We start from the raw sequence: 24,922 nt of genomic DNA on the forward strand, positions 1-24,922 counted from the left end.
CGGCACATTCATTCCGGCACCATACTGAACCCTAGGAGTGGGTGGGAACCGTAAACGGATCCCACCCACTTTTTTGTCGCCCCTTTTTGGGCCTGCAGTGCAACTATCCAGCCGGCAGCGGTTGGTCCTGGCCTGGGCTGACGTCCGTTGCCACTTCCGCCCGGATTTCAAAACCTTTCGGGTGGAAGTAGGTCACCGTGCACTCCAGGACCTCGCCGTGGGGTCCGAGCGTGGTCCGTTCCAAGCGAGGGACCAGGGGAAACCCGCGTACGTTCAACGCGTCAGCGAGGTGCTCTGGGGGCGCATGCATCGTTACCGTGATTTCGGCCCGCTGCAGTGGCTTCAGGGTCCTGTCCTGGATGACCTGGTAAATCGAGTTTCGTTCCGCATCAGCAAGGCTGATGTGGCGTCCAATGTGCGACGGTATGAATATCTCAGCTATGGCGTAGGGCCAGCCCGCACTTGAGTACGAGCGGCGAATGACCAGGACAAGATTGTCGTCGGAGACCAGCTTGGCCGGCACCGACTGGTCCTTTTCCATCCACTTGTATTCGATGAGTCCCTTGACGGTCTTCATCCCGGCCGCTGTAAACGTCTCCATGAAGGGGGCCAGGCGATTAAGCATCTTGACCGGTCGTTGGGCCATCACGAATGTCCCCTTGCCCTGCCTGCGGATCAGGAGACCCTTGACCACGAGCTTTTCTATGGCTTTGCGGACCGTGGTACGGCTGATCCCGTACTCCTCCATGAGGGACTCTTCCGTGGGTATTCGGGCCCCCGGTTCCAGACGGCTGACCTGTTCCGTCAGGACATCGGCCACCTGCTGGTAAACGGCCACAGGGCTGTCCCGTTGAAGGAGCCGACGCTCAAGGTCAGGGTGGGGGTCTTCATTGACCAACGGGGCCGTCTCCTCTGTTCCTGGCGCAGTCTGGGATTCGTCAGGCGGCAAAGTTTTCATTGCGCAGCCAGTCGGCTTCGATGCTAGCATCGGTGGCCCAATCAGCCCTTAAAGCAAAAGATCCGGACCAGTGTCACTGATCCGGATCTTTCTCCAGTTGCGGGGACAGGATTTGAACCTGTGACCTCTGGGTTATGAGCCCAGCGAGCTACCGAACTGCTCCACCCCGCGTCGCAAGAACAACTCTACCGCACCTGCGGAGTGCATTTGACCAGCCAGTGCATAAGGTGCCGCAGATCACGCCCGGATACCAAGGTCGCTCCCCCGTTGCACGCGGAACGTGAGCGACGATCACACCCAAGTACGCGGAACGTGAGCGACGATCGAGCCCCGTGTACTGGGCAAAACAAAAGGCCCGGATCAGTGTTTACTGATCCGGACCTTTCTCCAGTTGCGGGGACAGGATTTGAACCTGTGACCTCTGGGTTATGAGCCCAGCGAGCTACCGAACTGCTCCACCCCGCGTCGCAAGAACAACATTACCGTCCGGTGAATGGCAGACCAAATCCTGGCTACGTGATCTGCATCTCCCTGAACAAGCGAGGGCCGGTGCCGACCCCAAAAGGGGCTGGCACCGGCCCTCGCCGTACGCGCTGCTCTTAGCTACTGGGCGAAGGCGACGGGGTCGCGCTCGGAGTAGCTCCCGGCGTCGTGGTTGGTGCAGGAGTGGCACCCAAGCGGTTTTCTGCGTCCACGGCCCTCTTCAGCGCCTCGGAGAGCTTGGTTTGCTGGGCACCATATCCGGCAAAGTCGCCCTTGGCCAAGGCTGCCTGACCGTCCTGGATGGCCTTGTTGGCATCATCCAGGGCTGCCTTCAGGTCCGCTTTCGCGTCGCTGGGGCCCGCCGGGGGCGTGGTGGTGCCCGGAGGAGCAGTGGGCGTCTGTCCATTGTTTGCGACATCGCCCGCCGAAGCACCGGAGTCTCCGCCGAACAGCTGGTTGAGTGCCTCATCCAGTGTGGGCGCGAAGCCAATCTTGTCACCGAACGCAACCAGGACACGCTGGAGCGTTGGGTAGGACGTCTCACCTGTCGACTTCAGGTAGACCGGCTGAACGTAGAGCAGGCCGCCACCCACCGGCAGGGTCAGCAGGTTGCCGTTCAACACATCCGAAGCGCCCTGGCGCAGGAGGTTCAAAGCCTGGGACACGGTGGGGTCCGAGTTGAACTTGTTCTGTGCTTGTCCCGGGCCGGGTACCTGCGTATCGGTAGGAAGCTGCAGGAGCCTTAGCTGCCCGTAACTGTCCGCCTTTACGCCCTTGACGTTTCCGGCGTCAGAGTCGGCTGCCAAGAACCCGTAAAGGATGTTCCTCGCGCTGCCGTTGACCGTCTGCGGGATGAACGAGGACGTCAGTTGGAAAGCGGGCTTGTCCTGATCCGGCATCTTCAACGACATGTAGAAAGGTGGTTGCTTGACGGCTTCCGAAACGGTGGGATCGTTCGGGACGCTCCAGGCATCGTTGTTTTGGTAGAAGCTGTCAGGATCCGTGACGTGGTAGCGGCCAAGGAGTTCACGCTGGACCTTGAAGAGGTCCTCCGGGTAACGGACGTGGCTCATAAGGTCGCCCGACATTTCAGAGAAGGGCTTGATGACCGTAGGGAAGACTTTCTGCCATGCCTTCAGGATGGGGTCCTGGTCATCCCACGCGTAGAGATTCACGGAGCCGTCATAGGCGTCCACAGTTGCCTTGACCGAGTTCCGGATGTAGTTCACGGAGCTGTTGGGCAGCGCGACGGTACGGCCGGCGTTGGTCTGTGAATCGGCGGTGGCGTTCTGCAGCTGCTGCGGTTGCGAGTACGGGAAGTACTGGCTGGTGGTGTAACCGTCAACGATCCACTTAACCCGCCCATCAACGACAGCCGGATAGGCGTTGCCATCCACGGTCAGGTAGGGAGCCAGTTTCTCAACGCGTTCGCGGGGGTTGCGGTCATAGAGAATCTGGGATTCTGCATTCACGCCATCCGAGAGCAGCAGGTCGGAGGACTGGAACTTGATGGAGTAAAGGATCCGGTTAAGCCAGTTGCCCACGTTGGGCCCACCGTTGCCATTGAAGGTGTACTGCGTTTCGCCCCCGCCTTCACGGCCAACCGGCCGATCCTGCTCGCGGTTGGGCGCACCGTCTGGTGCCCCCACGATGGAGTATTCCGGGGAGTTTTCACCGAAGTAGATGCGCGGCTCGTAGGAGGTGTCGTTGCCGAGGACGCCGTTGGAGGGGATGCCCGACTGCAGGAATTCCGGCTTGCCGTCAACGGTGAACTTATTGCCCTTTGCGGCGACGACGCCATATCCGTGCGTGTAGACAATGTGCCTGTTGACCCATGTCTGCTGGTTGGCGCTCAGTCCGTCGGGGTTCAGTTCGCGAACCGCGATCACGGTGTCCTGGACCTTGCCGTCCACCACGTAGCGGTCCACGTTGAGTGACTGCGGGAACTGGTAGTAAGGACGGAACTGTTCAAGCTGCGCAAACGCCGAGGAGATGAGGTTCGGGTCCAGGAGGCGGATGTTCGCCGTTGTTTGGGCGTCCGCGGCCAGTGCACCGGACGTTGCGTTGGTGGTGGCGTTGTAGGCCGACACATCAACCTTGTCCAGGCCGTAGGCCGCGCGCGTCATCTTGATGTTGCGGTCAATGAAGTCTTTTTCCAGGGTATTTTCCGAAGGCCGGACCTGGAATTGCTGGATGACCCACGGGTAGACGCCACCGGCCAGAATGGCTGTGATGACCAGCATTGCAGTACCGATCACTGGCAGGCGCCAGCGTCCGATGACTGCGGCGATGATGAAGAGGATCGCCACGAGCGCTGCGGCTACCGCAAGGATGGCCTTGGTGGGAACCACCGCGTTGACGTCGGTGTAGAGGGCACCGGCCCAGCGGCCTGAATTGCTCTGGACTGTTGTGTACCTGTCCAGCCAGAAGTTGATACCAAGGAGAACCAGGAAAATGGCGCCGGTCACGGCGATGTGGATCTGGGCGGCGCGGCTGGTGAAGATGCCGCGTTCCATGAGCCGGATGCTGCCGTAAAGGTAGTGCGTCAGTATGCCCGCGATTCCAGCCACGACGGCGATGCTGATGAGGAATCCGGTGACGAATCCCAAGAACGGCAGTGTCATCAGGTAAAAGCTGATGTCGAGGTTGAACAGCGGATCTGTCTGGCCAAAAGGTTCCTGGTTGAAGAACAACAGGGCCTTTTGCCACTGGCTGGCGGCCGCACTGCCCGCGAAGAGCCCGAACAGGATAGGCAGGCCAATCATGACCACTCGGCGGACAGGCTCAAGCTGCGCCTGGTAGCGGTTGAGGTTGTCCCTGGACTCGGCATCGGGAGCGTAGACGGGCCTGGACCTGTAAGCAATCCGGATGGCGAAGAACACAGCTGCGAACATCATCGCGAAACCAATGAGGAAAGTAATGATCCGGGCAAGGTTTTCGCGCAGATAAACTTCGAAGAAGCCGAGCTGCTGGTACCAAAGGACGTCAGTCCAGACATTGGCGAAGAAAATGAACCCGACGACGGCCACTGCCACGACAATGAGCGTCGGCGTCAGGGCACCTCGTCTCAGCGGTGATCTTCCGGGCGGGTTGGAGCTGGCGGGACGGGACAAACTCTGTACCTCATTGGTGTCAGTGAACAGTCGGTGTGCGAGTGATTGACTTTCTCTGCCGCTGGGATATGGCGGAGGCCGTCATATATGCCACGAGTGGCAGTAAAGCTAAGTTCCACCGTCAGTCTAGTTGTTTGTGCAGGTGGGAAGGCCCGCCGTGTCTTGCCCCGACGCAAGCCGTTCCACCGCGGAGGTCGCGTCGGCGAGCGTTTCGACCTTAACCACCTGCAAACCGTCCGGCACGTGGCCTACGACGTCGGCACAATTGGCGGCCGGAGCAAGGAACATGGTTGCCCCATGACCACGCGCCCCGATCATCTTCTGCGCAATGCCGCCAATCGGCCCTACAGCACCGTCCGCAGTGATGGTTCCGGTACCGGCTACATGCTTGCCGCCCGTGAGGTCGCCAGGTGTGAGGTTGTCCACGATCCCCAGGGCAAACATCATTCCGGCGCTCGGCCCGCCGACGTTATCCAGCGAGATCCGGACATCGAACGGGAACGTGAAGTCGCTTGCGAGCAGCACGCCCAGGACGTAGCGTCCGGCATCGTTCTTGGTGGGCGTGACGGTTTCGGTCACTTGGGTGCCCTTCCGGTCAACGACGACGGCGGCAGGGGCTCCCGCCGCAGCGGCCAGTTCCGCCTGGATCACGCCCATGGACGTAATGGTTTTGCCGTTAATGGAGATGAGTCGGTCGCCTTCCTGGATCTTCCCTGTCGACGGCGACGGGTCGGACAGGCCAGCGACGGTCAACCGCTGTTCAAACGGGATATCCAGCTCCCGCAACGCCGCGGCAACAGCATTCTCCTGCGACGTCTCCATGGCGATTTCGCCCTGCTGGACGGTCTGCTCCGCGGTAGTGCCCTTGGGGTAGATGAGTTCCTCTGGATAAATGGCCTTGGACGGGTCCACCCACGCACGGAAGACATCGAAGATAGTGGCCGGGCTCTTGGGGCCGCCGGTCATGACCACAGTTGTCAGGTCCAGGTTGCCACTCGCAGGGAACGACTCCCGGCCGGAAATAGTAATGACAGGCTTGTCGCCGTCCTTACCCAACGTATTGAAGGTGGGACCGGCTGACTCAATAACGTACGGCACGGGCAGGGCCGCGGCGCCGACTCCAAGACCCACAGCCAACAGGCCGGAGATAACCATGACCATGAACCGGCTGTCCCGGGGAGGTGCCGGAGGCACGGAGGAGGGATCGGCGTCGTGCACTTGACGCGGGTCCAATGAGCCCTCGGGGCTGGGCGAAGTAAGCATTGGGACCTCTCTATGCCGGCGTTGAGTTTCCGGTTACATGGCTCTGGCCGCCGAAGGCGACGGCGGCATTTATACCAAACATCAACAGTACGCGTTCAGACGTTGTGGCACTGCTTTGCCTACAGCGAACGACGCCCCCTCCGGGCAGACAGCGTTGGGCGCGCGCGGTACGGTGAAAGAGATCACCAGCCAGTTCGACGATCGGCGGCACCATGACTTCCAACCCCAACAATCCGTCCAATGACGACGAGAATCCCCAGGATCCGCTGGCAGAAATGCTCCAGAACCTGATGGGCGGGCAGGGCATGGGCAACATCGATCCCGCTGAGCTGGCCAAGGCGGCGGGACTGCCCAACGATCCCCAGCTCCTTCAGCAGATGTTCGCGCAGGTCCAGGCCATGATGAGCTCGTCCTCCGACGGCCCGGTCAACTGGCAGCTTGCCCACGAAAATGCGCGGCGTGTTGCAGCCGCTGGCAGTGATCCCTCCGTCAGCGCCCACCAGGCCAAGGAAATCGACGAGGCGCTTCGGCTCGCAGAGCTTTGGCTCGATCCCGTCACCGATCTTTCCGCCACCGGCCTCATTGGCCGTGCCTGGTCCCGGGCCGAGTGGGTTGAAGCCACCCTTGGCACGTGGAAGCGACTGACAGAGCCGGTGGCGAACAGCATTGCCAATGCCCTGTCCAACGCGCTCACCCAGCAGATGCCCGAAGAAATGAAGTCCATGATGGGCGGCGCCTCGTCCATGCTTCAAAACATGGGCGGAGCGATCTTCGGCATGCAGCTGGGACAAGCCATCGGTGCACTCTCCGCCGAAGTGGTCAGCTCCACAGACATCGGTGTTCCGCTGGCCGACCTTGAAATGGCCTTGCTCCCCGCCAACGTATCGAAGTTCGGTGAAGGCCTCAGCCTTCCGGAGAACGACGTCCGGCTCTTCCTCGCGGTCCGCGAGGCGGCACACGCCCGCCTCTTCGTGCAGGTTCCCTGGCTGCGGGGCCACCTCCTCGGTGCCATTGAGGCCTACGCCCGCGGCATCCACATTGACATGTCGCGTATAGAAGACCTGGCCCGCGACCTTGATCCCAGCAATCCCGAGGGAATCCAGGAAGCCCTGTCGCAGGGAGTCTTCACCCCTGAACGCACACCTGTTCAGACCGCCGCGCTCGAAAAGCTTGAGACGGCACTCGCCCTTGTCGAAGGATGGGTGGATGAGCTGACTGCAGAAGCCACCGCCAACGTTTTGCCGTCCGCTACAGCTCTCCGTGAAACAGTCCGTCGCCGTCGCGCAACGGGCGGCCCGGCGGAGCATGCTTTCGCCTCCCTGGTCGGCCTGGAACTGCGTCCCCGGCGACTCAGGGAAGCTGCAACCCTATGGGCAACGCTGAAGGAAGAACGTGGCATCGCCGGACGCGACGCCATTTGGCACCACCCCGACCTGCTCCCGACTGGTGAGGACCTGGACGATCCCAAGGGATTCTCCGAACGACGGCGTCTTGCCGAGGCCAGCGACAGCGAAGTGGATGACGCCCTGCAGAAGCTGCTGAACGGCGGATACGACACCGATGGTGGGGAAGCACCGGACTCAACCCGCGGGACAACGGAGGACGAGTCGGAGACGGACGACACGGATCCGCAGTCACCGAATAAGTAGGCAGTACCAACAAGTGGCCGTCCCCTCCCGGGGCGGCCACTGTTGCCTCAAATGCTCCTGCGGAATCAGCAGTCGTCGCCGGCCGCCTCCTCGTGGCCGTTGCTGTCCGTACTGGTCGGCAGCCCCCGGGACGTAGCGAAGGCCACACCTTCCAGAAATGCCTTGGCGCGTTGCGTTTCGGGATAAGCCTCCACCAACCGCCAGAAGTCGGCGTTGTGTCCGGCGACCAGCAGGTGGGCGAGTTCATGCACGAGGACGTAGTCGATAACCCACTGCGGCATGGGCTGGAGCTTGTTCGAAAGCCGTATGGTGCCATCCGCCGGAGTAGCCGAACCCCAACGCGAGTTCTGGTTTCCAACCCAGCGGACCGACGTCGGAACTGCCCGCCCGCCAAGATACGTCCGCGAAAGATGCGCGGCATGACTCGCCAATGCTTGGTCCGTCGCAGGACGTCGCCTGCCAGCACCTGCCTGGCGCTCCCCCTGCTTCTTGAGTTTGGACAGCATGCGCCCCACCCATTCGCGTTCCTGGGATGTGGTGAAGCTCGCCGGAATGGCCACAACGGCATTACCGTCTTCCCAAAAGGCAGCGACCGTCCTGCGCCTGCGGGCCGATCTCCGTACTACCACCGGAGCGCCATCTTCAGTGACCAACGGGATGCCGGCCGCAGCCGAAGGTGGGCGACCCATCAGAGCTCAGTGCTCTCAGCGAGCACAGCCAATACGGCCTCACCGTAGCGCTCAAGTTTGGAGGGGCCAATACCCGCCAAGCCTGCCAACTCCTCAAGGGAGGAAGGCCGTGCCTCGGCAATCGCGGTCAGCGTCGCATCGGTGAAGACGACATACGCAGGCACGTCCGCCGACTGGGCCTCTTCCTTACGCCATTGCCGCAGGGCATCGAAAGTCTGCTCCTCATACGTAGGAGGACATTGGTTGCAACGCCCGATCTTACGCTCAGCTCCGCTGGCGAGCATGCTCCCGCACACCCTGCACGACGCCGGAGCGGCAGCCTTGCGCCGCACAGGACCCGACTTGCTGCGTGCATTTGCGGAAGCCACCGAATCCGGACGAAGCCCATCCAGGAAGCGCGAGGGTTTCCGGTTGGCCCGGCCACCCGGAGTACGCGCGGTAGACCAGGACATAGTGAGGTGCTCACGCGCACGGGTGATGCCCACGTAGAGCAACCGGCGCTCTTCGTCCACATCCTCCGGAGTATCAGCGAAGGAGATCGGCATCAAGCCTTCGCTGAGGCCCACCAGGAAGACGGCATCCCACTCAAGGCCCTTGGCAGCATGGAGTGAGGCCAGCGTGACACCCTGAACGGTGGGGGCATGCTGTGCAACCGACCGCTCCTGGAGCTCGTTGACGAATTCGGCCAAGGTGAAGGACTCTCCGCGGCTCACAGCAAGTTCGTCGGCCAGCGCGACCAACGCGGCCAAGGACTCCCACCGCTCCCGCAGGGCTCCCCCGTTATGTGGGGCCGCGTCGGTGTAACCAAGCGAAGCGACGATATCCCGCACCACCTGGCCCAGCGATTCCTGGGGGCCCTCGGCTACGGCACGGGTAGCGGCACGCAACTGCAATATTGCGTCCCGGACTTCCTTTCGGGCGAAGAAGCGTTCACCGCCGCGAAGCTGATAGCCGATCCCCGCTGAAGCCAGTGCTTGTTCGTAAGCCTCGGACTGTCCGTTTGTCCTGAACAGGATGGCTATTTCGCTGGCCTTGACCCCGGTATTGAGCAATTCCTGGATTCGGCCCGCTACTACGGCAGCCTCCGCTTCGTCATCAGGGCACTCCATGAACCGCGGTTCCGGACCTGCGGGTCGCTGCGCGATGAGCTGCAGCGGCGGAGCCCAGGCAGCGTCAGCCGCCGGGCCTCCACTTCGCCGCGAGCCAAGGAGCTCGTTCGCCAACTTAACTACCTGCGGGGTGGACCTGTAATCCCTGATGAGCTTGACGACGGTAGCGCCCGGGAACTTCGCTTTGAATCCGAGCAAATGCTTTGGCGAAGCCCCGGTGAACGAGTAGATGGTCTGGCTGGCGTCACCCACCACGCAGAGCTCGTCCCGCCCCCCGAGCCACAGGTCCAGGAGCCTTTGCTGGAGGGGCGAAACGTCCTGGTACTCGTCCACCACGAAATGCCGGTATTGCTCCCGAACGGTTGCTGCCACTTTCGGGTCTTCCTGAAGGATCCCCACAGTGATAAGCAGGACGTCTTCGAAGTCGATGACGTTTCGGTCCGTCTTGATATCCTCGTACGCCTGGAACACCCGGGACACTGCCGTCAGGTCGAAGCCTCCGGGGGTTCCCCTGCCTTGGGCGTTTTCCAGGTAGTTGGCGGGTGTCAGCATGGACACCTTGGCCCATTCGATTTCCGCAGCCAGGTCCCTGATGGAGGCACGGTCAGTACTGAGGCGCAGCCTCCGGGAGGCCTCGGCGATCATGTTGGCTTTGTGGTCCAACAGGCTCGGCAGCGTGCCGCCAATAGCCTGCGGCCAAAAGAACTGCAGCTGCCGCAGGGCTGCGGCGTGGAACGTTCGGGCCTGGACATTGGCGACGCCGAGGTCCCGAAGCCTGCTTCGCATTTCCGCGGCGGCCCTGGCGGTAAACGTGACCGCCAACAGTCGCTGGGGGCTGTACACCCCCGAGTGCACACCGTAGGCGATGCGGTGCGTGATGGCCCGGGTCTTGCCGGTGCCCGCGCCGGCAAGGACGCACAGGGGACCTGTCAAAGTGCCGGCTACTTCACGCTGCTCTTCATCCAGGCCACCGAGAATGCGTTCCTCGAGGGACGTACTGGCGTCGAAAAGGTCTGCTGTCACGGCTGGAGGTCTTCGATGACGCCGCCGTACCAGTGCTCAATCAGGGAGCGTGCAATGGACAGGCGCGTGGAGATGGTGATCTCGCCACTGAGGACCGCTTCCTGCAGTTCCTCACGGCTGAACCACCGCGCACGGGTGACCTCGACGCCGTCGGGGCGCGCCACGGCGTCGTCCGTGGTGGCCGTAAACCCCAACATGAGCGAGGCGGGGAAAGGCCAGGACTGCGATCCGAGGTACTGGCAGGCGGTCACGCGGACGCCCACTTCTTCCCCGATCTCGCGCACGACAGCCTGTTCCAAGGACTCGCCCGGCTCCACGAATCCTGCAAGGGTGGAGTAGTTTCTGGCATCGGCAGGTCCGCCGCCGCCCAGGAGGAGGCGACCGTCCGGGCCCACAACCGTGACAATGATGGCCGGATCAGTGCGGGGATAATGCTCCGAGTTGTCCTTCGGACACCGCCGAACCCACCCTCCGGCTTCGATGTCAGTGGGATTCCCGCACTTGGGGCAATGGGTGTGGTTTGCGTGCCAGTTGGAAATGGCGCTGGCCTCGATGAACAATGCAGCATCGATGGCATCCAGCCGTGCGGCAACCTCCCGGAAGCCTGCCCACTGGACATCCGAAGGTACAGTCACCGTGCCCGGCGCGAGGGGCTGATTCACTGTGAACAGCAGGACGGGAGTGCCTTCCGCCAACGATGACGGTGTGAGGGTGGTGCCGAGGTAGATGGCCGTGACAGCACCGGCGTCGGCTTCCTGGAGGGCGTTCCAGAGCGTCGTGGCGTCACCAAACCAAAGGCCGTTCTCGGTGACCAGCGCCTTGCGCTCCGAAATCACCATGGCCCGGGCACTCCCGGAGGCGATGAGTTCCTCGACCATGCCAGGCTTCATACGGGCGGCCGAGCCGCGGTCCACCATTGCTGGTCGGACCGGCAAGACTGTGTCCATAAGGTGGTTGGCCAGTGCCGGGGACTCCGTATAACTCATGTATCTACCGTACTGACTCGTACCGACAAAAAACATTTGACCGGTCCCCACCTTGTGGACACCCGGACAGGATGGCGATGGAACGACGCATTCTGCCCTGTTTTACTGCGGATCTGAAGACTCGCCGCGCTGCATCATGGCCTGAGGCCGCACTCAATCTACCGTGGAACACGTGAGAAGAACACCGCTCGAACTGGCCGCTATAGCAACCGCGGCGGTGCCTGGATTGGCGCCGACGGCTACAGCCTATTCCCCCGACGACGACGCCGACTTCGATTCGGCGTTGCTGCTCGACGCGGAAGGCAAGCGCTGGCGCGTCCGTTCGCCGCGCCATCCGGAAGCAAGCACCCGGCTGGAGACCGAGTTCATGGTGCTCCGCGCCTTCGCACCCGCCATCCGGGCTGAGCTGCCGTTCCACGTCCCCACCATCGCAGGCACGGTGCGGCAGGGCGCGCTCACCACCTTCGTTTACGCCCATCTGCAAGGCGGGATGCTATCCATCGAGGAACTCTCGGCTGGCACTCCGGCATTGGCGCGTGAAGTCGGTGCCGCTTTGGCAGCCATCCACGACCTGCCGTTGACGCTCGTTACCAGCGCAGACCTTCCCAGTTACTCTGCCAACGAGTTCCGGCAACGCAAGCTCAACGAACTCGACCAGGCCGCCACCACCGGCAAGATTCCGGCAACATTGCTTCGCCGCTGGGAACACGCACTCGAAGACGTCGCGCTGTGGCGGTTCAACACCTCGGTAGTACACGGCGACCTTCACGAGGACAACCTCATGGTCCAGGACGACTCCGTGACCGCGGTGACCGGCTGGACCGATCTTCGCATTGGCGATCCCGCCGATGATTTTGCCTGGCTGGTGGCCTCCAACGAGTCGTCATTTGTCGAAGCGGTCCTGAGCCACTACACCCAGGCACGCCGCGAGACTCCTGATAACCACCTCCTTCGCCGCGCCGCCCTGCTGGCCGAGTTCGCCCTGGCCCAATACCTCGTAAAGGCAATGGCCGCCGGACACCAAAGCATGACGGCCGAGGCGGAGTCCATGCTCCAAACCCTGGCAAACGACATCGAAGAGCAGGCCCGACGCGACGAAGCGGCCCAGGCCGCTGAAGACGAAGCAGCCGCTCACGAGCTCGCAATGGCGGCCGCCTCGCAGCCGCCTGTCAGCGTCATGGCGATTCCCGACGTCGGACCATCCGTTTCGGTGGCGGCCATCCCCGCCACCGCCGAACCGGCCAGCGCCACACCCGCTGAGCCAGCGAATGACGAAGTGGACCCGGAAATCATCGGGGACGAGAACGCAGAGGCCCTGGACAACGGGGGCGAAGCCGGCTCGGGAGCCCACGTGGACCATGACGAAACCTCAACTGCCGCCATCAGCGTGGTTAACGTGACACCACTGCATTCAGTCGACCGCTCGTAGGCCTCAGTCGCTGTTCTTCAACGCGCGCGCAATGATCTCCTCCAGTTCTTCGGCTGTGCCCAGATCATGGGGCCTCACCACGGAGTCGTCAACCACGTAGTAGAACGCGGCACTGACGTCGTCGAGGGGCACCCCTTGCAGCAGTGCCCAAGCGAGCCGGTACACGGCGAGCTGAACTGCACGCGAAGCCAGCTGTTGGCCGGAGGGCCGGCGGCCGGTCTTCCAGTCGATGAGCTGCCAACGCCCGTCCGGGTCACGGAAGACAGCGTCGATACGTCCGCGGACCACGACGTCGCCAATGCGGGTTTCCACGGGAACTTCCACGAATGCGGGGGCACGATGGGCCCACTCTGACTTTTTGAACGCCGACACCATGTCGTCCAGGCCGTAGGCCGCGTCGATGTGGGCGTCGGAGCCCGGCGCTTCGTCAAGGTCGAGCATGCCAGTTGTCCCGAAGTACTCCTCCACCCATGCATGGAACGCCGTACCCTTACGGGCAGAGATGCCAGGCTCCCGGGGCACGGGCCTGCGGAGCTGGGACAGGACAGCCGCTGGGTCAGCACCGAGGTCCACGAAAAGGGAAGCAGAGATGTGGCTGGGCAGGTGGACATCCTGGACTGAGGTACGCATCCGCTGGCGGTCCAGCAGGAGTTCGGCTTCCTCGGACCACTTTCCGGCAACGCCACTCAATTCATCGGGGGCGACACCAGGGCTGGGGCGTTCGATGAACTCGCGAACCAAAGCCGCCGCCTGGTCCATGGCAGCCCGACGCCCTGGAACCAGCCTGAGACGCGCGCCGGTCCTGGGATCGGACGGGCCTTCCAAAGGATCATAGGGAAACCGGGCTACCTCAAGGGTCGCGGTCAACGGGCTTTCCTCCGGCAGGACTTCCTCAGCTACGGATTCCGGATGGATGACCGCCCGCCCATTCCTGGGGGAATGTCCCGGCTCTGCGCCGTCTCCTTCCAACCCGGCGAGCGGTGCCAGTTCTGAAAGGAAACCCGACATCGAGGCCATCCCCGAGCGTGAACCATTCCAGGCTGCGCTGGAGGCCCACAGGACGAATTTCGCCCGGGTGTAGGCCACATATGCCAGCCTGCGTTCCTCTGCCTCGCCGTGATGCTGGACCTCGGACTTGAAATCCTTCTCTGCGTCCAGCCACCCCTTCTGGTCAGGCTGGTCAAGGTCCCACTGGGGAAGGTCGGCGCGGTCCCCACGCAACGGCCACGGCAATGCTGCAGCTCCGCTGCTCCATCGGGAATCCCGGTTGCTGGGGAACGAGCCGGCGTTGAGCCCGGGAACAAAGACAACGTCCCACTCCAGACCCTTGGAGGCATGGACGGTCAGCAACTGAACGGCTTCCCTGTTGGTCTCCACCGGGGCGACGTCCAATCCGCCCTCCTCTGATGCCGCCGCCTCCAGCCAGGACAGGAAAGCCAACAGGTCGATACGCTGCGACGTCTGCAGGAACCCGGCCGCAGCGTCCTGGAACGCATCCAGGTTGCGGCGCGCCTGGTGAATGCTGATACCTGGTTTGGCGGCCACTTCGATATCGAGGAGCATGGCCCGTTCCACTTCTCCGAGGAGCGTGGTGAGGTCGTCGCCGATGTAGCTCCTGAGGAAGCGAAGTTCCGAGGCGAGCCTGGCCAGGCGTTCCAAGGCGGCCTCGCTCAAGCTTCTTCCGTGCCCGGACGTCCAGCCGGGCTTGGGCAGGAAGTCCAGTGCCTCCACCAGACTCGCAGCGTCGGTGATGTCGCTTTCAACCACCACCGCGGCAGGCTCCTCATTGGCATCGAGGGCGTCGGGGTTGGAAGCGGGGGCAGACCGGCGACGGGCCAGAGAACGCGACCAATCGCTGAAAGCCATCAAGTCCGCCGGACCAATGCGCCAACGTGCACCGGCCAGCAACCTCATCAGGGCATCAGAACGTCCCGGGTCTGCCAGGACCCGGAGGGTGGCCACCAGGTCCACGATCTCCGGCGTGTCCAGCAAGCCTCCCAGGCCCACGATCTCGTAGGGGATTCCTTGCAGCTCGAACTCACGACGAAGGCACTCCATCTGGGCGCGCCTGCGGCACAACACGGCCATCGTGGGACGGACGGGCGTACCATCCTTCTCCTCTTCGAAGACGGTCCGCTGGTAGCGCCGGACATCGCGGGCGATGACGGCGGCTTCGTCCTCATCGGTGCTGAAACGCCCGATCACGACGCTCCCGTCAGCCGCCGCCGGGCTGGGAACCAGTGCCGGGACCGAGACGGTGGTGGCTGATTCCCTCTCCCCTGCCGGCCCATCCGTCCCCGCGGCCTTGTTCAGGGGCGAGGCTATGGTGTTGGCCGCCTCCAGGATGTTCCGGCCGTTGCGCCAGGCAGTGGTCAAGTACGACGTGGGAGCCACGGAGTACGTCTCAGTGCCTCCTGCCCCGTCAAAGTCCTTGACGGGAAACTCCTGCACAAAATGGAAGAGCTGGCCCGCCGAAGCACCCCGGAAGCCATAGATCGATTGGTTGGGGTCGCCCACCGCGGTGACAGCATGGCCCTGTCCGAACAAACGGGAGAACAGGACGAGCTGGGCATGGGAGGTGTCTTGGAATTCGTCCAGCAGCACCACCTTGTAACGGGCACGTTCGGTGGTGGCAGCAAGGGGGATGTCGCTGGCAATCCTGGCGGCGAGCGCCACAAGGTCACCGAAATCGAGGACACCCCGCTGTCGCTTTGCATCCTGGTACCGGACCACCATGTCCGCGACGCTGGCACGCGTCCGGAGCATCGACGCCAGCTCGCCTGCAGCCTGGGTGGGGTTCTTCTTCGCACCCGCTACGTACGGAAGCTCTTCGAACGCGTGGACGCGTTCAAGGACCCACTCCCTGACAGCGGCCGGATCCTGAAGGTGTTCGGCACACTCCCCCGCCAGCTGGATGACGGCATTGACCAGGGTTGACTTGGCTGCGGTGAAGTGTTCGTAGTCGCCGTCGTAAGCCTCCACGACTTCACTGGCGAGCTGCCAGGACTGGGCGCCGCCCAGCAGGACGACGTCGCGTTCAATGCCCAACCTCAGGCCGTAGTCGGAGACGATGCCGCTTGCGTAGGAGTGGTAGGTGGAGACCTTGGGTTCGAGGTCATCGGCACCCATCAGCCCTTCCGGGAACCCGACGCTGCCATCGTCTTCGGCGGCAATCCGCTGCAGTGTGGCCAGCTTGGTCCGGATGCGGCTGGCAAGCTCCCCTGCGGCCTTCCGGGTGAAAGTCACGCCAAGGACTTCCTCCGGGCGCACCCAGCCGTTTGCCACCAGCCACACCACGCGGTCCGCCATGGTGGCGGTCTTGCCGGAACCGGCTCCAGCGATCACCAGGCGCGGTGCAAGGGAGGAGGCAATGATGGCTGATTGCTCGTCCGTGGGGTGGTTCTTCTCACCCAGGATGTCAGCCAGTTGGGATGGTGTGAACCGGGGCTCAGGAACGTCCTCCGCGCCAGGAGTGCTGGAGGCAGAACCATCCAGGAGCTCGATTGTCATTCGGTGACCTGCTTTCCTCTGGCGCACAACGGGCAGATATCGGGGAGGCGGCAACCATGGCCACCATGACCGCCCTTGCTGGGGTCGTGCCGGGCTTCGAACGTCGCCGCAGCCATCAACGCAGCAGCCTCATTGACCAGGCCCCCAGCCCAGTTATCGGCAGGGTCCAGGGGCTCCTGCTGTTGCACGGCGGGGCTCTTGGCCTTGGTTCCGAGGTGGGCCAGCACGGCTCCCCCGGGGACAGTGCCGTCAACTGCTCCGGCGTCGGGCGTTTCCGTGCCGGTTCCGGCGTCCCGGAAGGCACCTTGAAGGACTGCGGCCTGATATGCCCCCAGTTGGGGGTGCCTGGCCACTTCGGCTTTACCGGGCTGGCGTTTTCCGGTCTTGAGGTCCACGATGACCAGCCGGCCCTCGGAATCGATCTCCAAACGATCCACCTGGCCGCGGAGTACCGCGTGCCGCGAGTTCGCTGCCCCTGGTTCGCCAGAGTCAACGGCATCCACGTGGACATCGGGCAGCTGGACTTCAAAGTCATGCTCGACCGCCAGCAGGCTCCTTCCATCACTGCGCATGAGGAGCACATACTGGGCCAGCTTTCGGACCATGAGCTCAGCCCGCTGGAAGTCGAGCTTTCCCTCCCAGTTGTCTTTCATGCCAAGGGTGGGCCAGCGCCTGACAAGCTCTGCCACGTACTCGGAACCGGACGCCTCGGGGAGCTCCTGGGCGATGCTGTGCACAAGGGTTCCCAGGCTGCGCGCGAAATCCGTGGCAGCCTCTCCTCCTGCGGCCTGGACAAACCAATCAAGGGGAGACTTGTGGACGGCTTCGACTTTCGAGGGTGAAACGGACACTGTGCCCCCGGGCGGCACCACGGCCGCTTCGGAGCTCAGCGGGGCCAGGCCCCACCAGGTGTCCGGGTCCGCGCCTGGGACAGGGGGCTCGGTGCTGGCAAGACGGGCCAGTATCCGCGCAGCCTCCCGCCCGGCTTCCGGCCCGCCGGGACCGGACTCGCCTGACTGCGCATGCTGCCGCAACTCCGCGACGAGCGCACGCAGGGTCATGGGACGGTCCACGGGCGTGTAATCGCGCCGGTACTCGCCCCCGCCCAGTGGCGCCACGTAGTCCAGGAAGGCCGAGGGCTGCTCGTCTTCAGAAGATACAGCGGTGCAAATGAGGACCTCGCGGGCACGCGATACTGCAGTCGAAAAACTCCTCAGTTCGTCGTAGCGGATGTCGCGGAGTCGGCTCAGGGGTCCTCGTCTCAGGGCGTAGTCCACTCCATGCTCCACAGCGTCGGCGTACACGGTGCTGCCGAGCAGTTCGCCGCGCAACCGGGTGTTGGGCCAAACACCTTCCTGGAGACCGGCAACGATCACCACCGGCCATTCCCTGCCTGCAGCGCTGGCCGGTGTCATGATCTCAACGCAGGCCTCAAGCTGGGCACGGGCCGCGAGGGTGTCCATGGGAAGTTCCTGGTTCATCAAGTACTCGAGGAACTGTTCGGGACCGGAGCCCGGCAACTGGTCCACGAACCGTTCTGCCGTATGGAACAGGGCCATCATGGCATCCAAGTCCCGGTCCGCACGCGCCCCGGCGGTGCCGCCTTCAAGCGCTGCGTCCGCCCAACGGGAGGACAACCCGGTGGCCTGCCATAGGGCCCAGAGAACGGACTCGGCGTTGGCCCCGGGCTGCGCAGCGGCTGCGGCCCCCGCAGCGAACATTCGTGCCAGCCGGCGCGCCGAACCGCCCTCGATGCCCAGCGATGCCAAGGCCCCTGGCTGGAGCAGCGCCTCCACGAGCAAAGCGTCGCTGGACCTCCCACCGCCGCCCAGCAGTTCCTCGCGGCGCAGCGACTGCCGCAGCCTGCGCAGTTCGATAGCGCTGGCGCCACCAATCCGCGACGTCAGAAGGGAAACCGCTGTCTCGGGGGTCAACTTGGCAGGGTCCAGGACGATGGCGAAGACCTCCAAAAGAGGACGTACGGCGACTTCGTCGCGGACGGCGGAGTCGGCCACAGGGACGCGCACGGGGATACCCTGGCCGCCCAGATAGCGCTGCAACTGCGAAATCTGCCCGCCGTTGCGAACAATCACCGCGACATCGCTGAACTCCCGCCCCTCCCGGAGCTGCGCTTCCAGGATGCGTTGGGCCACGTAGCGCATCTCGTGGACGGCAGAGGGAAGAACGTGCCCTTCAACGCGGCCCTCCCCCGCGGATGTGACCTCCCCGGATTCTGACAGTGGCGGTTGTTCCATTCGTCGGGCGAGCTGACCGCCGGAACGCTGTGAAATGCGGGCGGCGACCCGCGTCCAGGCTTCGGCTACCGCCGGCGTGTGGCGGTGCGTGACCCAGAGGGGAAGTTCAAGTACCTCCCGGTTGACGCCGCCCAACAGGGATGGCAACTCCGCAACGAGGTCCGGACGCGCACCCCGGAAACCCTGCACGACGGTATCCGGCGAATAGGCCACCACAACATCCTTGCCCTCTGCCACATCGGCGAGGAGCTCGAACACGGCAGGGTTGGATTCCTGGGCATCGTCCACGAGGATGAGCTGGAGGCGTTCGCGTTCGGCGGCCAGGAACGACGGCGAATCCTGAAAAATCTGGCGTGCGGTGGTGATGATTCCGGCGGGGTCGAAGGCCTCGGGCATTCGCAGGTCCAGGACATCCCTGTACTCGCTGTACAGCTCCGCCGCCGCCATCCAATCCGGCCGGCCACACTCATAGGCCAGGCCAACCAGGTCCTCGGCTGTTCGGCCCGATTCGATGATGCGGTCGAACAACTGGCGGATCTCGTGGCGGAAACCGCGCGTGGGAAGGGCGGCCGTGAGGTCCTCCGGCCAGGGCAGATGGAACCCCGGACGTGAGTGGCCCTCCAGTAGCTCTTTGATGATGAGGTCCTGTTCGGGCCCGGACAGGAGCTTTGGTGGCCGCGCCAGCGGAAGGACGCCTTCTGCCTTGGCGCGCCGGATGACATCGAAGGCATAGGAAGCCCACGTCCGTGCCGGCGTCGTACTGAGGCTTCGGTCCAACCGCCCCGTGAAGGTGTCACGCAGGCCTGCCGCCGCATGCCGTGCCGGGGCAAGGATGAGGATGCTTCCGGGGTCCAAGCCATCCTCGCGGACGCGGCGGACAGCAGATTCTACGAGCACTGTGGACTTGCCCGTTCCCGGACCCCCGGGAACAAGGACGGGTCCACTTCCTTGCGGAAGCGAAACCACTGCTTGCTGGTCCGGGGATAGAAATGGTGCCGCGTAGTGGGTTTCGCGCGGCGGCAGCAGACGGAGTGCGGCCGAAGCTTTGCGGGGTTTGGTACTTGTCGCGGTCACACAGTCATTTCATCATCGGGCACCGACAAAATATGGAGTTGACGCTCCAACTGGTCCGAGATCACATCAAGTTGGTCAAATTCCGCGTCCGTGGGCGCCCAGCGCGCGGCAGCCAGGTCCACGCGCCAACGGCCCTCGCCCGTCAGCATGAATGCTTGGTACGCGCCGTGCAGCGGGGTGGACTCTGCCAGGTAGTGCCGCAGGGCATCGGATTCGTGCCCGGCAGGCGCCTCGCCACTCGCCCGCAGCACCCTCCACCACGCTACGGGGCTGCCGTAATGGCTCATGACGGAGCCGACCTGCCGTGGGCCACCCGCGCCCAGAAGCTCGGCCACATCCCCGTAGGACACTGCCGAACCGGACGGAACGAGGTCCACAACGGCCAGCACCGCTGTCACATACTCCATCCGCATGTGTTCAGCGTAACGGCAGGAGTGTCGTGCCCAAATAGTGTCGGAGCCAGCCGGTAGCTTGAAGACATGAGTTCCTGGAACACCCTCTCCCGCGCCGCGTTCGACCTCGAGACCACTGGGAAGAACTCCCGGTCCGCGCGGATAGTCACCGCATCCATCACGGTGGTGGATGAACGCGGGGAGCTCATCGCGGAGCATGAATGGCTGGCGGATCCCGGCGTCGAGATCCCCCTCGAGGCCAGCGAAGTTCACGGAATTTCCACCGAGAAGGCGCGCGCAGAGGGCCGCCCTGCGGCCGAGGTCACCCGGGAGGTGGCGGAAGTATTGCAGCGGCTGTTCGACGACGGCACCCCGGTGATTGCTTTCAATGCGAGTTACGATTTCACTGTGCTGGCGGCCGAGTCCGCCCGCTACGGCGTTCCGCAACTGAGCCGCTTCCCCGTCCTGGACCCCTACGTCATGAACAAACAGGTGGACCGTTACCGCAAGGGCAAGCGAACGCTGACGGCGCTGTGCGAGGAATATGGGGTGGACCTCACCAATGCGCACACTTCCGCGGCAGATGCGCTCGCGACGCTCCGCGTGCTGGACGCCATGGCCGGCAAGTTTCCCAAGCTGCAGATGCCCGCGTCCACACTCCACCAGTTGCAGGTGGACTGGGCGGCATCGCAGGCTGCTGACTTCCAGCAGTATCTCCGCCGCAGCAAGCCGACAGCCGTTATCGAGGGTGAATGGCCTGTCCTACCGCCCGAGGACGCCAGCCGGGGAGGCTTCTAACCGCAAGGTACGTACGCGGAACCGTCCTTCGCGGATGACGTTCTGCGACGCAAGTCACAAGGGACTTCGGGAACCTCCACCAGGGGCCCGGTCGTGCGTGGATTCCACGAGAGGGCCAGCCCCCTGAATACCCCATCGTCGATGTGGTCTCCCCGGGGAACTTTATTCGAATAAATCGAGGGTAAGCAACCACTTATTCGATTCACTATGCGTTGGTGCCCTGGTGACATAATTAAGTTTGGCGGGTTGAAGTCTGCTAGGGCAGCCAACTTTCGTTTCGCTGCCGTGTTCCCCGCCCAACGCGATACGTCTCCGTGACCCGATGAAAGTGATTTTCTTCATGAAATTCAAAGCCCCTAAGTGGCTGTCTGTCGCCCCAGTGGCCGCAGCCCTGGTGATCTCCCTGGCAGCATGCGGCGGTGGAACCTCCACCCCGAGCGGCACCCCCACCGACGCCCTCGCCGGCAGCGACCAGAAGAGCCTCGACTCCTTCACCACCGCTGACGTCACCCCCTTGGACAAGATCGACAAGTCCAAGCTTGGCCTCATCACTGACGGCACCCTTCGAGTCGGCACCCTCTCGGACGCCCCGCCCAACATCTTCATTGATCCTTCCGGTAAGTTCACCGGCTACGACAATGAGCTGCTCCGCGCCATCGGCGACAAGCTGGGCCTGAAGGTCGAGTTCGCCTCGACTGACTTCTCAGCGCTGCTCTCCCAGGTGGGCAACAAGCAGTTCGACGTCGGATCCTCCTCGATCTCCACCACGGACGCCCGCCGCAAGACAGTCGGGTTCACCAACGGTTACGACTTTGGCTACATGGCCGTCGTGACCAAGAAGGATTCCAAGGTGACCGGCTTCGCCGACATCAAGGAAGGCCTGCGCATCGGCGTTGTCCAGGGCACCGTCCAGGATGACTACATGACCAACACCCTGAAGATCGAGCCTGTCCGTTTCCCTGACTACAACACGGTCTACGGCAACGTAAAGAACGGCCAGATCGACGCTTGGGTGGCTCCGTCACAGCAGGCAGAGGGCCAGGTCAAGGAAGGCGACAACACCAAGATCGCCGAAAAGGTTGTCAACACCCAGAACTTCACCGCGTACGCAGTGAACAAGGACAACAAGCCCCTGATCGATGCCCTGAACTCCGGCCTGGACGCTGTCATCGCCGATGGCACCTGGACCAAGCTCACGGCCGAGTGGTACAAGGACCGTCCGACTGCTGCCGAGCAGACCCCCCAGGGCTGGAAGCCGGGCAGCAAGGCCGTCCAGATCCCCGCAAAGTAACCCGGACGTTCCATGGATATCCTCAACCAACTGGCCGAAAGCTTCTTTGACTGGAAGGCGATAGGCGAAGTCCTTCCCAAGATGTTCGCCGTCGGCTTGCCCAACACCATCGTGCTGGCTGTCGTCTCCGGCGTCATCGGGACAGCGCTCGGGATGCTGCTCGCCCTCATGGGGATTTCCCGGAACGCAGCGGCACGGTGGATAGCCCGCATCTACACTGACATTCTCCGCGGGCTTCCACCGGTGCTGACCATCCTGGTGATCGGGTTCGGTTTCGGCCCGATCATCCGTGAACTCACGGGCTCAACCAGCCCGTACCCCATGGCGATCGCGGCGCTGTCCCTGATGTCGGGTGCCTACATCGGTGAGATCTTCCGGTCCGGTATCCAGAGCGTGGACAAGGGCCAGCTTGAGGCCACCCGTGCCCTCGGGTTCAGCTACGGTTCCTCCATGCGCCTGGTAGTGGTCCCACAGGGTATTCGCCGCGTGCTCCCGGCCCTGGTCAACCAGTTCATCGCGTTGATCAAGGAATCGTCGCTGGTCTTCATGTTGGGCCTCTTGGCAACTGAGCGTGAGATCTTCCAGATCGGCAAGGACGCGGCGGCCAATACAGGCAACCTGTCCCCCTATGTAGCTGCCGCCATCTTCTACCTGGCACTGACCATTCCGCTCACCCACTTCGTGAACTGGATTGATGGCCGGATGCGGACCGGCCGTCCGGAGAAGAAAGAACCGGACGAAGCAGCAGCCGTCGTTGGAAAAGGAGCCCAAGCATGAGTGAATTCGTTTCAGGCACATTGACGGCCAAGAACATCCACTTGTCCTTCGGCAGCAACCACGTCCTGCGTGGCATCGACCTGCACGTCGAGAAGGGCACCACCGCCTCGGTGATTGGTCCTTCAGGTTCGGGCAAGTCGACGCTGCTTCGCGTCATGAACCGGCTCATCGAGCCGGACCAGGGCGACATCTTGCTTGACGGGCGCTCGGTTCTCAAGGACAACCCTGATGAGCTGCGCCGCCGGATCGGCATGGTCTTCCAGCAGTTCAACCTGTTCCCGCACAAGACGGTGGCCGAGAACATCTCGCTGGCACTGCGCAAACTCCGTGGCATGTCCAAGGAGCAGGCGCGGGACGAGGCCCTGAACCAGCTGGACTTGGTGGGTTTGAAGCACAAAGCGGACTCCCGGCCAGCCAACCTCTCAGGTGGCCAGCAGCAGCGTGTGGCTATTGCCCGCGCGCTGGCCATGAAGCCGGAGGTGATGTTCTTCGACGAGGCAACATCTGCGTTGGACCCGGAGCTCGTCAAGGGCGTCCTGGCCCTCATGACTGACTTGGCCAAGGGTGGCATGACCATGGTGGTGGTGACCCACGAGATGGGCTTCTCCCGCAACGTTTCCGATGTGGTGACCTTCATGGATGCCGGTGTTGTTGTGGAGTCGGGTCCGCCGGAACAGCTGTTCACGGATCCGCGCACGGAGCGCCTTCAGGGCTTCCTTTCAGACGTCCTCTAGAAGCTACCCAAGCAACAAGAAACCCCGCCTTGCATGCCCCCTTCGGGGCAGCGCGAGGCGGGGTTTCGTGCGTTGGGAACCAGAAGCTACTGGCCGGCCTTGACCCGCAGTACGGTCAGCGCGGCGGCGTCCACCTTGGCACGGAAGGCCGGATCCGTTTGGGCCTTCTTCACTACAGCCTGGTGCATGGCGGGGATGCTGGAAGGGTCGGCGCACACCAGCATGGTTCCCCCGGCGGCAAAGAAATTCAGTGCCCGGTCCGCATCCGTCCATGCTTTCAACTGCGCGGCGCTGCAGAGGTCATCCGACACGACGATTCCCGTGAACCCGGCGTCGGTACGCAGCATAGTCTCCATGATGGTCGGCGAAAACGGTGCGATGTTGGCGGGATCGATCTTGTCGTAGTAAGCATTTGAGACCATGACCCACCGGGCGCCACCTTTGATGGCCGCCTGGAACGGCTCCAGGGCGGGATCATAACGGGTGGTGGCAGTATCGCGGACCTCGCTGCTCACGTCGGTGTTCGGAACCACGCGGCCCAAGCCCGGGTAGTGTTTCACCACTGGAGCGACGCCGGCATCCTTCATGCCGTCGGCGAAGGCATTGCCCAGCACCGAAACGTCGTGGGGTGTGAAGCCGTACTCACGCTGGAAGTGCCCGATCGGGGCGTTGGACGGCGCAAATTCGGGACTCGTGACGGTATCAAGGACGGGGGCCAGGTTCACGTTGACGCCAACGCTGCGTAGCTCCTTGCCCCAGGCAGCGGCATCTGCGCGGAGCTTGGCAGGCCCAGCTCCGGCCTGCACCAGCGCTGTGGGCATCTGCGAGAAACCTGGACCGGACAGGACCTGCACAAAACCTCCCTCCTGGTCTGTGGCAACCGACAGTGGCAAACCACCGGTGGTGGCAGCGGAGACCGTGCTGGTCAACGATGACACCACCGACGTTACCGGCGCCGTTCCGGCTTTGCTGCGTCCGCTCAAGTACACGTTGCCCACGTGATAGCTGTTCAGCGCTTCCATGGTTGCAGGCTCCACGCCGGTGGCCTTGGCAGCGACCATGAACAACTGTCCAACACGCTGTTCCACGTCCAACGTGGCCAGCTGCTGTTCAGCCGCGGATGGGGCGCTCGTGGTCGGCGTTGGGGCTGGAGCAGGAGCCGCTGGAGCAGAAGACGGTGCGGATGGCGTCGGTGCTGCGGTGCTGGGGACCGGAGCGGCTGATGACGGGGAAGAAAAGGCCGACGGCGGCGCCTCCGCCGGGGTCTGGGCGGAACCGCCGCTGCCTGCAGAGCAGCCGGACGCCATGACGAGAAAAGCTCCAGCCGCCGCGATGCTCATTCCGAGGGATGCAATTGTCTGGGTCTTGCGCATGGTAAACCGTTAATTC

At 63.3% G+C, this 24,922-nt stretch carries 16 protein-coding genes and 2 tRNA genes; 6 read left to right on the top strand and 12 right to left on the bottom strand.

Annotated features, from left to right (window positions below):
• Positions 1-103 precede the first annotated feature (103 nt).
• The 5 genes from J2Y68_RS07640 to J2Y68_RS07660 all read right to left on the bottom strand — a co-directional run bounded on the left by J2Y68_RS07640 (position 104) and on the right by J2Y68_RS07660 (position 5,817).
• Positions 104-958: a GntR family transcriptional regulator gene (locus J2Y68_RS07640; protein ID WP_309991796.1), complete on the bottom strand. Its 855-nt coding sequence runs from the start codon at positions 956-958 to the stop codon at positions 104-106.
• A gap of 97 nt (positions 959-1,055) precedes the next feature.
• Positions 1,056-1,129, bottom strand: a tRNA-Met gene (locus J2Y68_RS07645).
• A 220-nt stretch (positions 1,130-1,349) separates the two neighbouring features.
• Positions 1,350-1,423, bottom strand: a tRNA-Met gene (locus J2Y68_RS07650).
• A 134-nt stretch (positions 1,424-1,557) separates the two neighbouring features.
• Positions 1,558-4,554: a UPF0182 family membrane protein gene (locus J2Y68_RS07655; RefSeq protein ID WP_309991799.1), complete on the bottom strand. Its 2,997-nt coding sequence runs from the start codon at positions 4,552-4,554 to the stop codon at positions 1,558-1,560.
• 126 nt (positions 4,555-4,680) lie between these two features.
• Positions 4,681-5,817, bottom strand: a complete 1,137-nt coding sequence (locus J2Y68_RS07660) for a YlbL family protein (RefSeq protein ID WP_309991802.1) — start codon at positions 5,815-5,817, stop codon at positions 4,681-4,683.
• Between the two features lie 212 nt (positions 5,818-6,029).
• Between J2Y68_RS07660 and J2Y68_RS07665 the strand changes: the two genes are divergently transcribed.
• On the top strand, positions 6,030-7,466 hold the full coding sequence (locus tag J2Y68_RS07665) for a zinc-dependent metalloprotease (RefSeq protein WP_309991803.1): 1,437 nt from the start codon (positions 6,030-6,032) through the stop codon (positions 7,464-7,466).
• A 65-nt stretch (positions 7,467-7,531) separates the two neighbouring features.
• Here the strand turns inward: J2Y68_RS07665 and J2Y68_RS07670 are convergent, their stop codons facing one another.
• The 3 genes from J2Y68_RS07670 to nudC are packed head-to-tail and all read right to left on the bottom strand — an operon-like array spanning position 7,532 to position 11,273.
• On the bottom strand, positions 7,532-8,155 hold the full coding sequence (locus tag J2Y68_RS07670) for a M48 metallopeptidase family protein (protein WP_309991806.1): 624 nt from the start codon (positions 8,153-8,155) through the stop codon (positions 7,532-7,534).
• Positions 8,155-10,287, bottom strand: a complete 2,133-nt coding sequence (locus tag J2Y68_RS07675; RefSeq protein WP_309991808.1) for an ATP-dependent DNA helicase UvrD2 — start codon at positions 10,285-10,287, stop codon at positions 8,155-8,157. The genes J2Y68_RS07670 and J2Y68_RS07675 overlap by 1 nt, the downstream gene beginning before the upstream one ends.
• Positions 10,284-11,273, bottom strand: coding sequence for an NAD(+) diphosphatase (gene nudC, locus J2Y68_RS07680; RefSeq protein WP_309991811.1), 990 nt, complete (start codon positions 11,271-11,273; stop codon positions 10,284-10,286). The genes J2Y68_RS07675 and nudC overlap by 4 nt, the downstream gene beginning before the upstream one ends.
• Before the next feature lie 172 nt (positions 11,274-11,445).
• Here nudC and J2Y68_RS07685 point away from each other — a divergent pair, with 172 nt between their 5' ends.
• Positions 11,446-12,702: a macrolide 2'-phosphotransferase gene (locus J2Y68_RS07685; RefSeq protein ID WP_309991814.1), complete on the top strand. Its 1,257-nt coding sequence runs from the start codon at positions 11,446-11,448 to the stop codon at positions 12,700-12,702.
• A gap of 3 nt (positions 12,703-12,705) precedes the next feature.
• On the opposite strand, the gene J2Y68_RS07690 is transcribed toward J2Y68_RS07685, so the two are convergent.
• From J2Y68_RS07690 to J2Y68_RS07700, 3 genes are read right to left on the bottom strand one after another with little or no spacing between them, the layout of a single operon-like run.
• Positions 12,706-16,212 (bottom strand): ATP-dependent helicase, encoded by a 3,507-nt coding sequence (locus J2Y68_RS07690; RefSeq protein WP_309991817.1) that lies wholly within the window; start codon positions 16,210-16,212, stop codon positions 12,706-12,708.
• Positions 16,209-19,541: an ATP-dependent helicase gene (locus J2Y68_RS07695; RefSeq protein ID WP_309991820.1), complete on the bottom strand. Its 3,333-nt coding sequence runs from the start codon at positions 19,539-19,541 to the stop codon at positions 16,209-16,211. The genes J2Y68_RS07690 and J2Y68_RS07695 overlap by 4 nt, the downstream gene beginning before the upstream one ends.
• Positions 19,538-19,954, bottom strand: a complete 417-nt coding sequence (locus J2Y68_RS07700; protein WP_309991823.1) for an MGMT family protein — start codon at positions 19,952-19,954, stop codon at positions 19,538-19,540. The genes J2Y68_RS07695 and J2Y68_RS07700 overlap by 4 nt, the downstream gene beginning before the upstream one ends.
• 66 nt (positions 19,955-20,020) lie before the next feature.
• On the opposite strand from J2Y68_RS07700, the gene J2Y68_RS07705 reads away from it, so the two are divergent.
• The 4 genes from J2Y68_RS07705 (at position 20,021) to J2Y68_RS07720 (ending at position 23,533) form a co-directional block, all read left to right on the top strand.
• Entirely contained in the window at positions 20,021-20,731 is a 711-nt protein-coding gene (locus J2Y68_RS07705) for a 3'-5' exonuclease (protein ID WP_309991826.1), read from the top strand.
• A 340-nt stretch (positions 20,732-21,071) separates the two neighbouring features.
• Complete coding sequence (locus J2Y68_RS07710; protein ID WP_309991829.1) at positions 21,072-22,022, top strand: ABC transporter substrate-binding protein; 951 nt, start codon at positions 21,072-21,074, stop codon at positions 22,020-22,022.
• A gap of 12 nt (positions 22,023-22,034) precedes the next feature.
• The gene (locus tag J2Y68_RS07715) at positions 22,035-22,799 is read left to right on the top strand and encodes an amino acid ABC transporter permease (RefSeq protein ID WP_211714241.1); all 765 of its coding nucleotides are present in this window, start codon (positions 22,035-22,037) and stop codon (positions 22,797-22,799) included.
• Positions 22,796-23,533 (top strand): amino acid ABC transporter ATP-binding protein, encoded by a 738-nt coding sequence (locus J2Y68_RS07720; RefSeq protein WP_211714242.1) that lies wholly within the window; start codon positions 22,796-22,798, stop codon positions 23,531-23,533. The genes J2Y68_RS07715 and J2Y68_RS07720 overlap by 4 nt, the downstream gene beginning before the upstream one ends.
• A gap of 86 nt (positions 23,534-23,619) precedes the next feature.
• Here the strand turns inward: J2Y68_RS07720 and J2Y68_RS07725 are convergent, their stop codons facing one another.
• Positions 23,620-24,906, bottom strand: a complete 1,287-nt coding sequence (locus J2Y68_RS07725; protein ID WP_309991832.1) for a glycoside hydrolase family 3 N-terminal domain-containing protein — start codon at positions 24,904-24,906, stop codon at positions 23,620-23,622.
• Positions 24,907-24,922: the final 16 nt, after the last annotated feature.

Origin of the sequence: Paenarthrobacter nitroguajacolicus, from assembly GCF_031455195.1 — a bacterium.
Lineage (GTDB): Bacteria > Actinomycetota > Actinomycetes > Actinomycetales > Micrococcaceae > Arthrobacter > Arthrobacter nitroguajacolicus_D.

Excerpts from the sequence above, each read along its gene's own strand:
- J2Y68_RS07715 (WP_211714241.1), top strand. The coding sequence starts at position 22,035 with ATGGATATCCTCAACCAACTGGCCGAAAGCTTCTTTGACTGGAAGGCG.
- J2Y68_RS07700 (WP_309991823.1), bottom strand. The coding sequence starts at position 19,954 with ATGCGGATGGAGTATGTGACAGCGGTGCTGGCCGTTGTGGACCTCGTT.
- J2Y68_RS07660 (WP_309991802.1), bottom strand. The coding sequence starts at position 5,817 with ATGCTTACTTCGCCCAGCCCCGAGGGCTCATTGGACCCGCGTCAAGTG.
- J2Y68_RS07640 (WP_309991796.1), bottom strand. The coding sequence starts at position 958 with ATGAAAACTTTGCCGCCTGACGAATCCCAGACTGCGCCAGGAACAGAG.
- J2Y68_RS07725 (WP_309991832.1), bottom strand. The coding sequence starts at position 24,906 with ATGCGCAAGACCCAGACAATTGCATCCCTCGGAATGAGCATCGCGGCG.
- J2Y68_RS07690 (WP_309991817.1), bottom strand. The coding sequence starts at position 16,212 with ATGACAATCGAGCTCCTGGATGGTTCTGCCTCCAGCACTCCTGGCGCG.
- J2Y68_RS07670 (WP_309991806.1), bottom strand. The coding sequence starts at position 8,155 with ATGGGTCGCCCACCTTCGGCTGCGGCCGGCATCCCGTTGGTCACTGAA.
- J2Y68_RS07705 (WP_309991826.1), top strand. The coding sequence starts at position 20,021 with ATGAGTTCCTGGAACACCCTCTCCCGCGCCGCGTTCGACCTCGAGACC.
- nudC (WP_309991811.1), bottom strand. The coding sequence starts at position 11,273 with ATGAGTTATACGGAGTCCCCGGCACTGGCCAACCACCTTATGGACACA.
- J2Y68_RS07720 (WP_211714242.1), top strand. The coding sequence starts at position 22,796 with ATGAGTGAATTCGTTTCAGGCACATTGACGGCCAAGAACATCCACTTG.
- J2Y68_RS07665 (WP_309991803.1), top strand. The coding sequence starts at position 6,030 with ATGACTTCCAACCCCAACAATCCGTCCAATGACGACGAGAATCCCCAG.
- J2Y68_RS07710 (WP_309991829.1), top strand. The coding sequence starts at position 21,072 with ATGAAATTCAAAGCCCCTAAGTGGCTGTCTGTCGCCCCAGTGGCCGCA.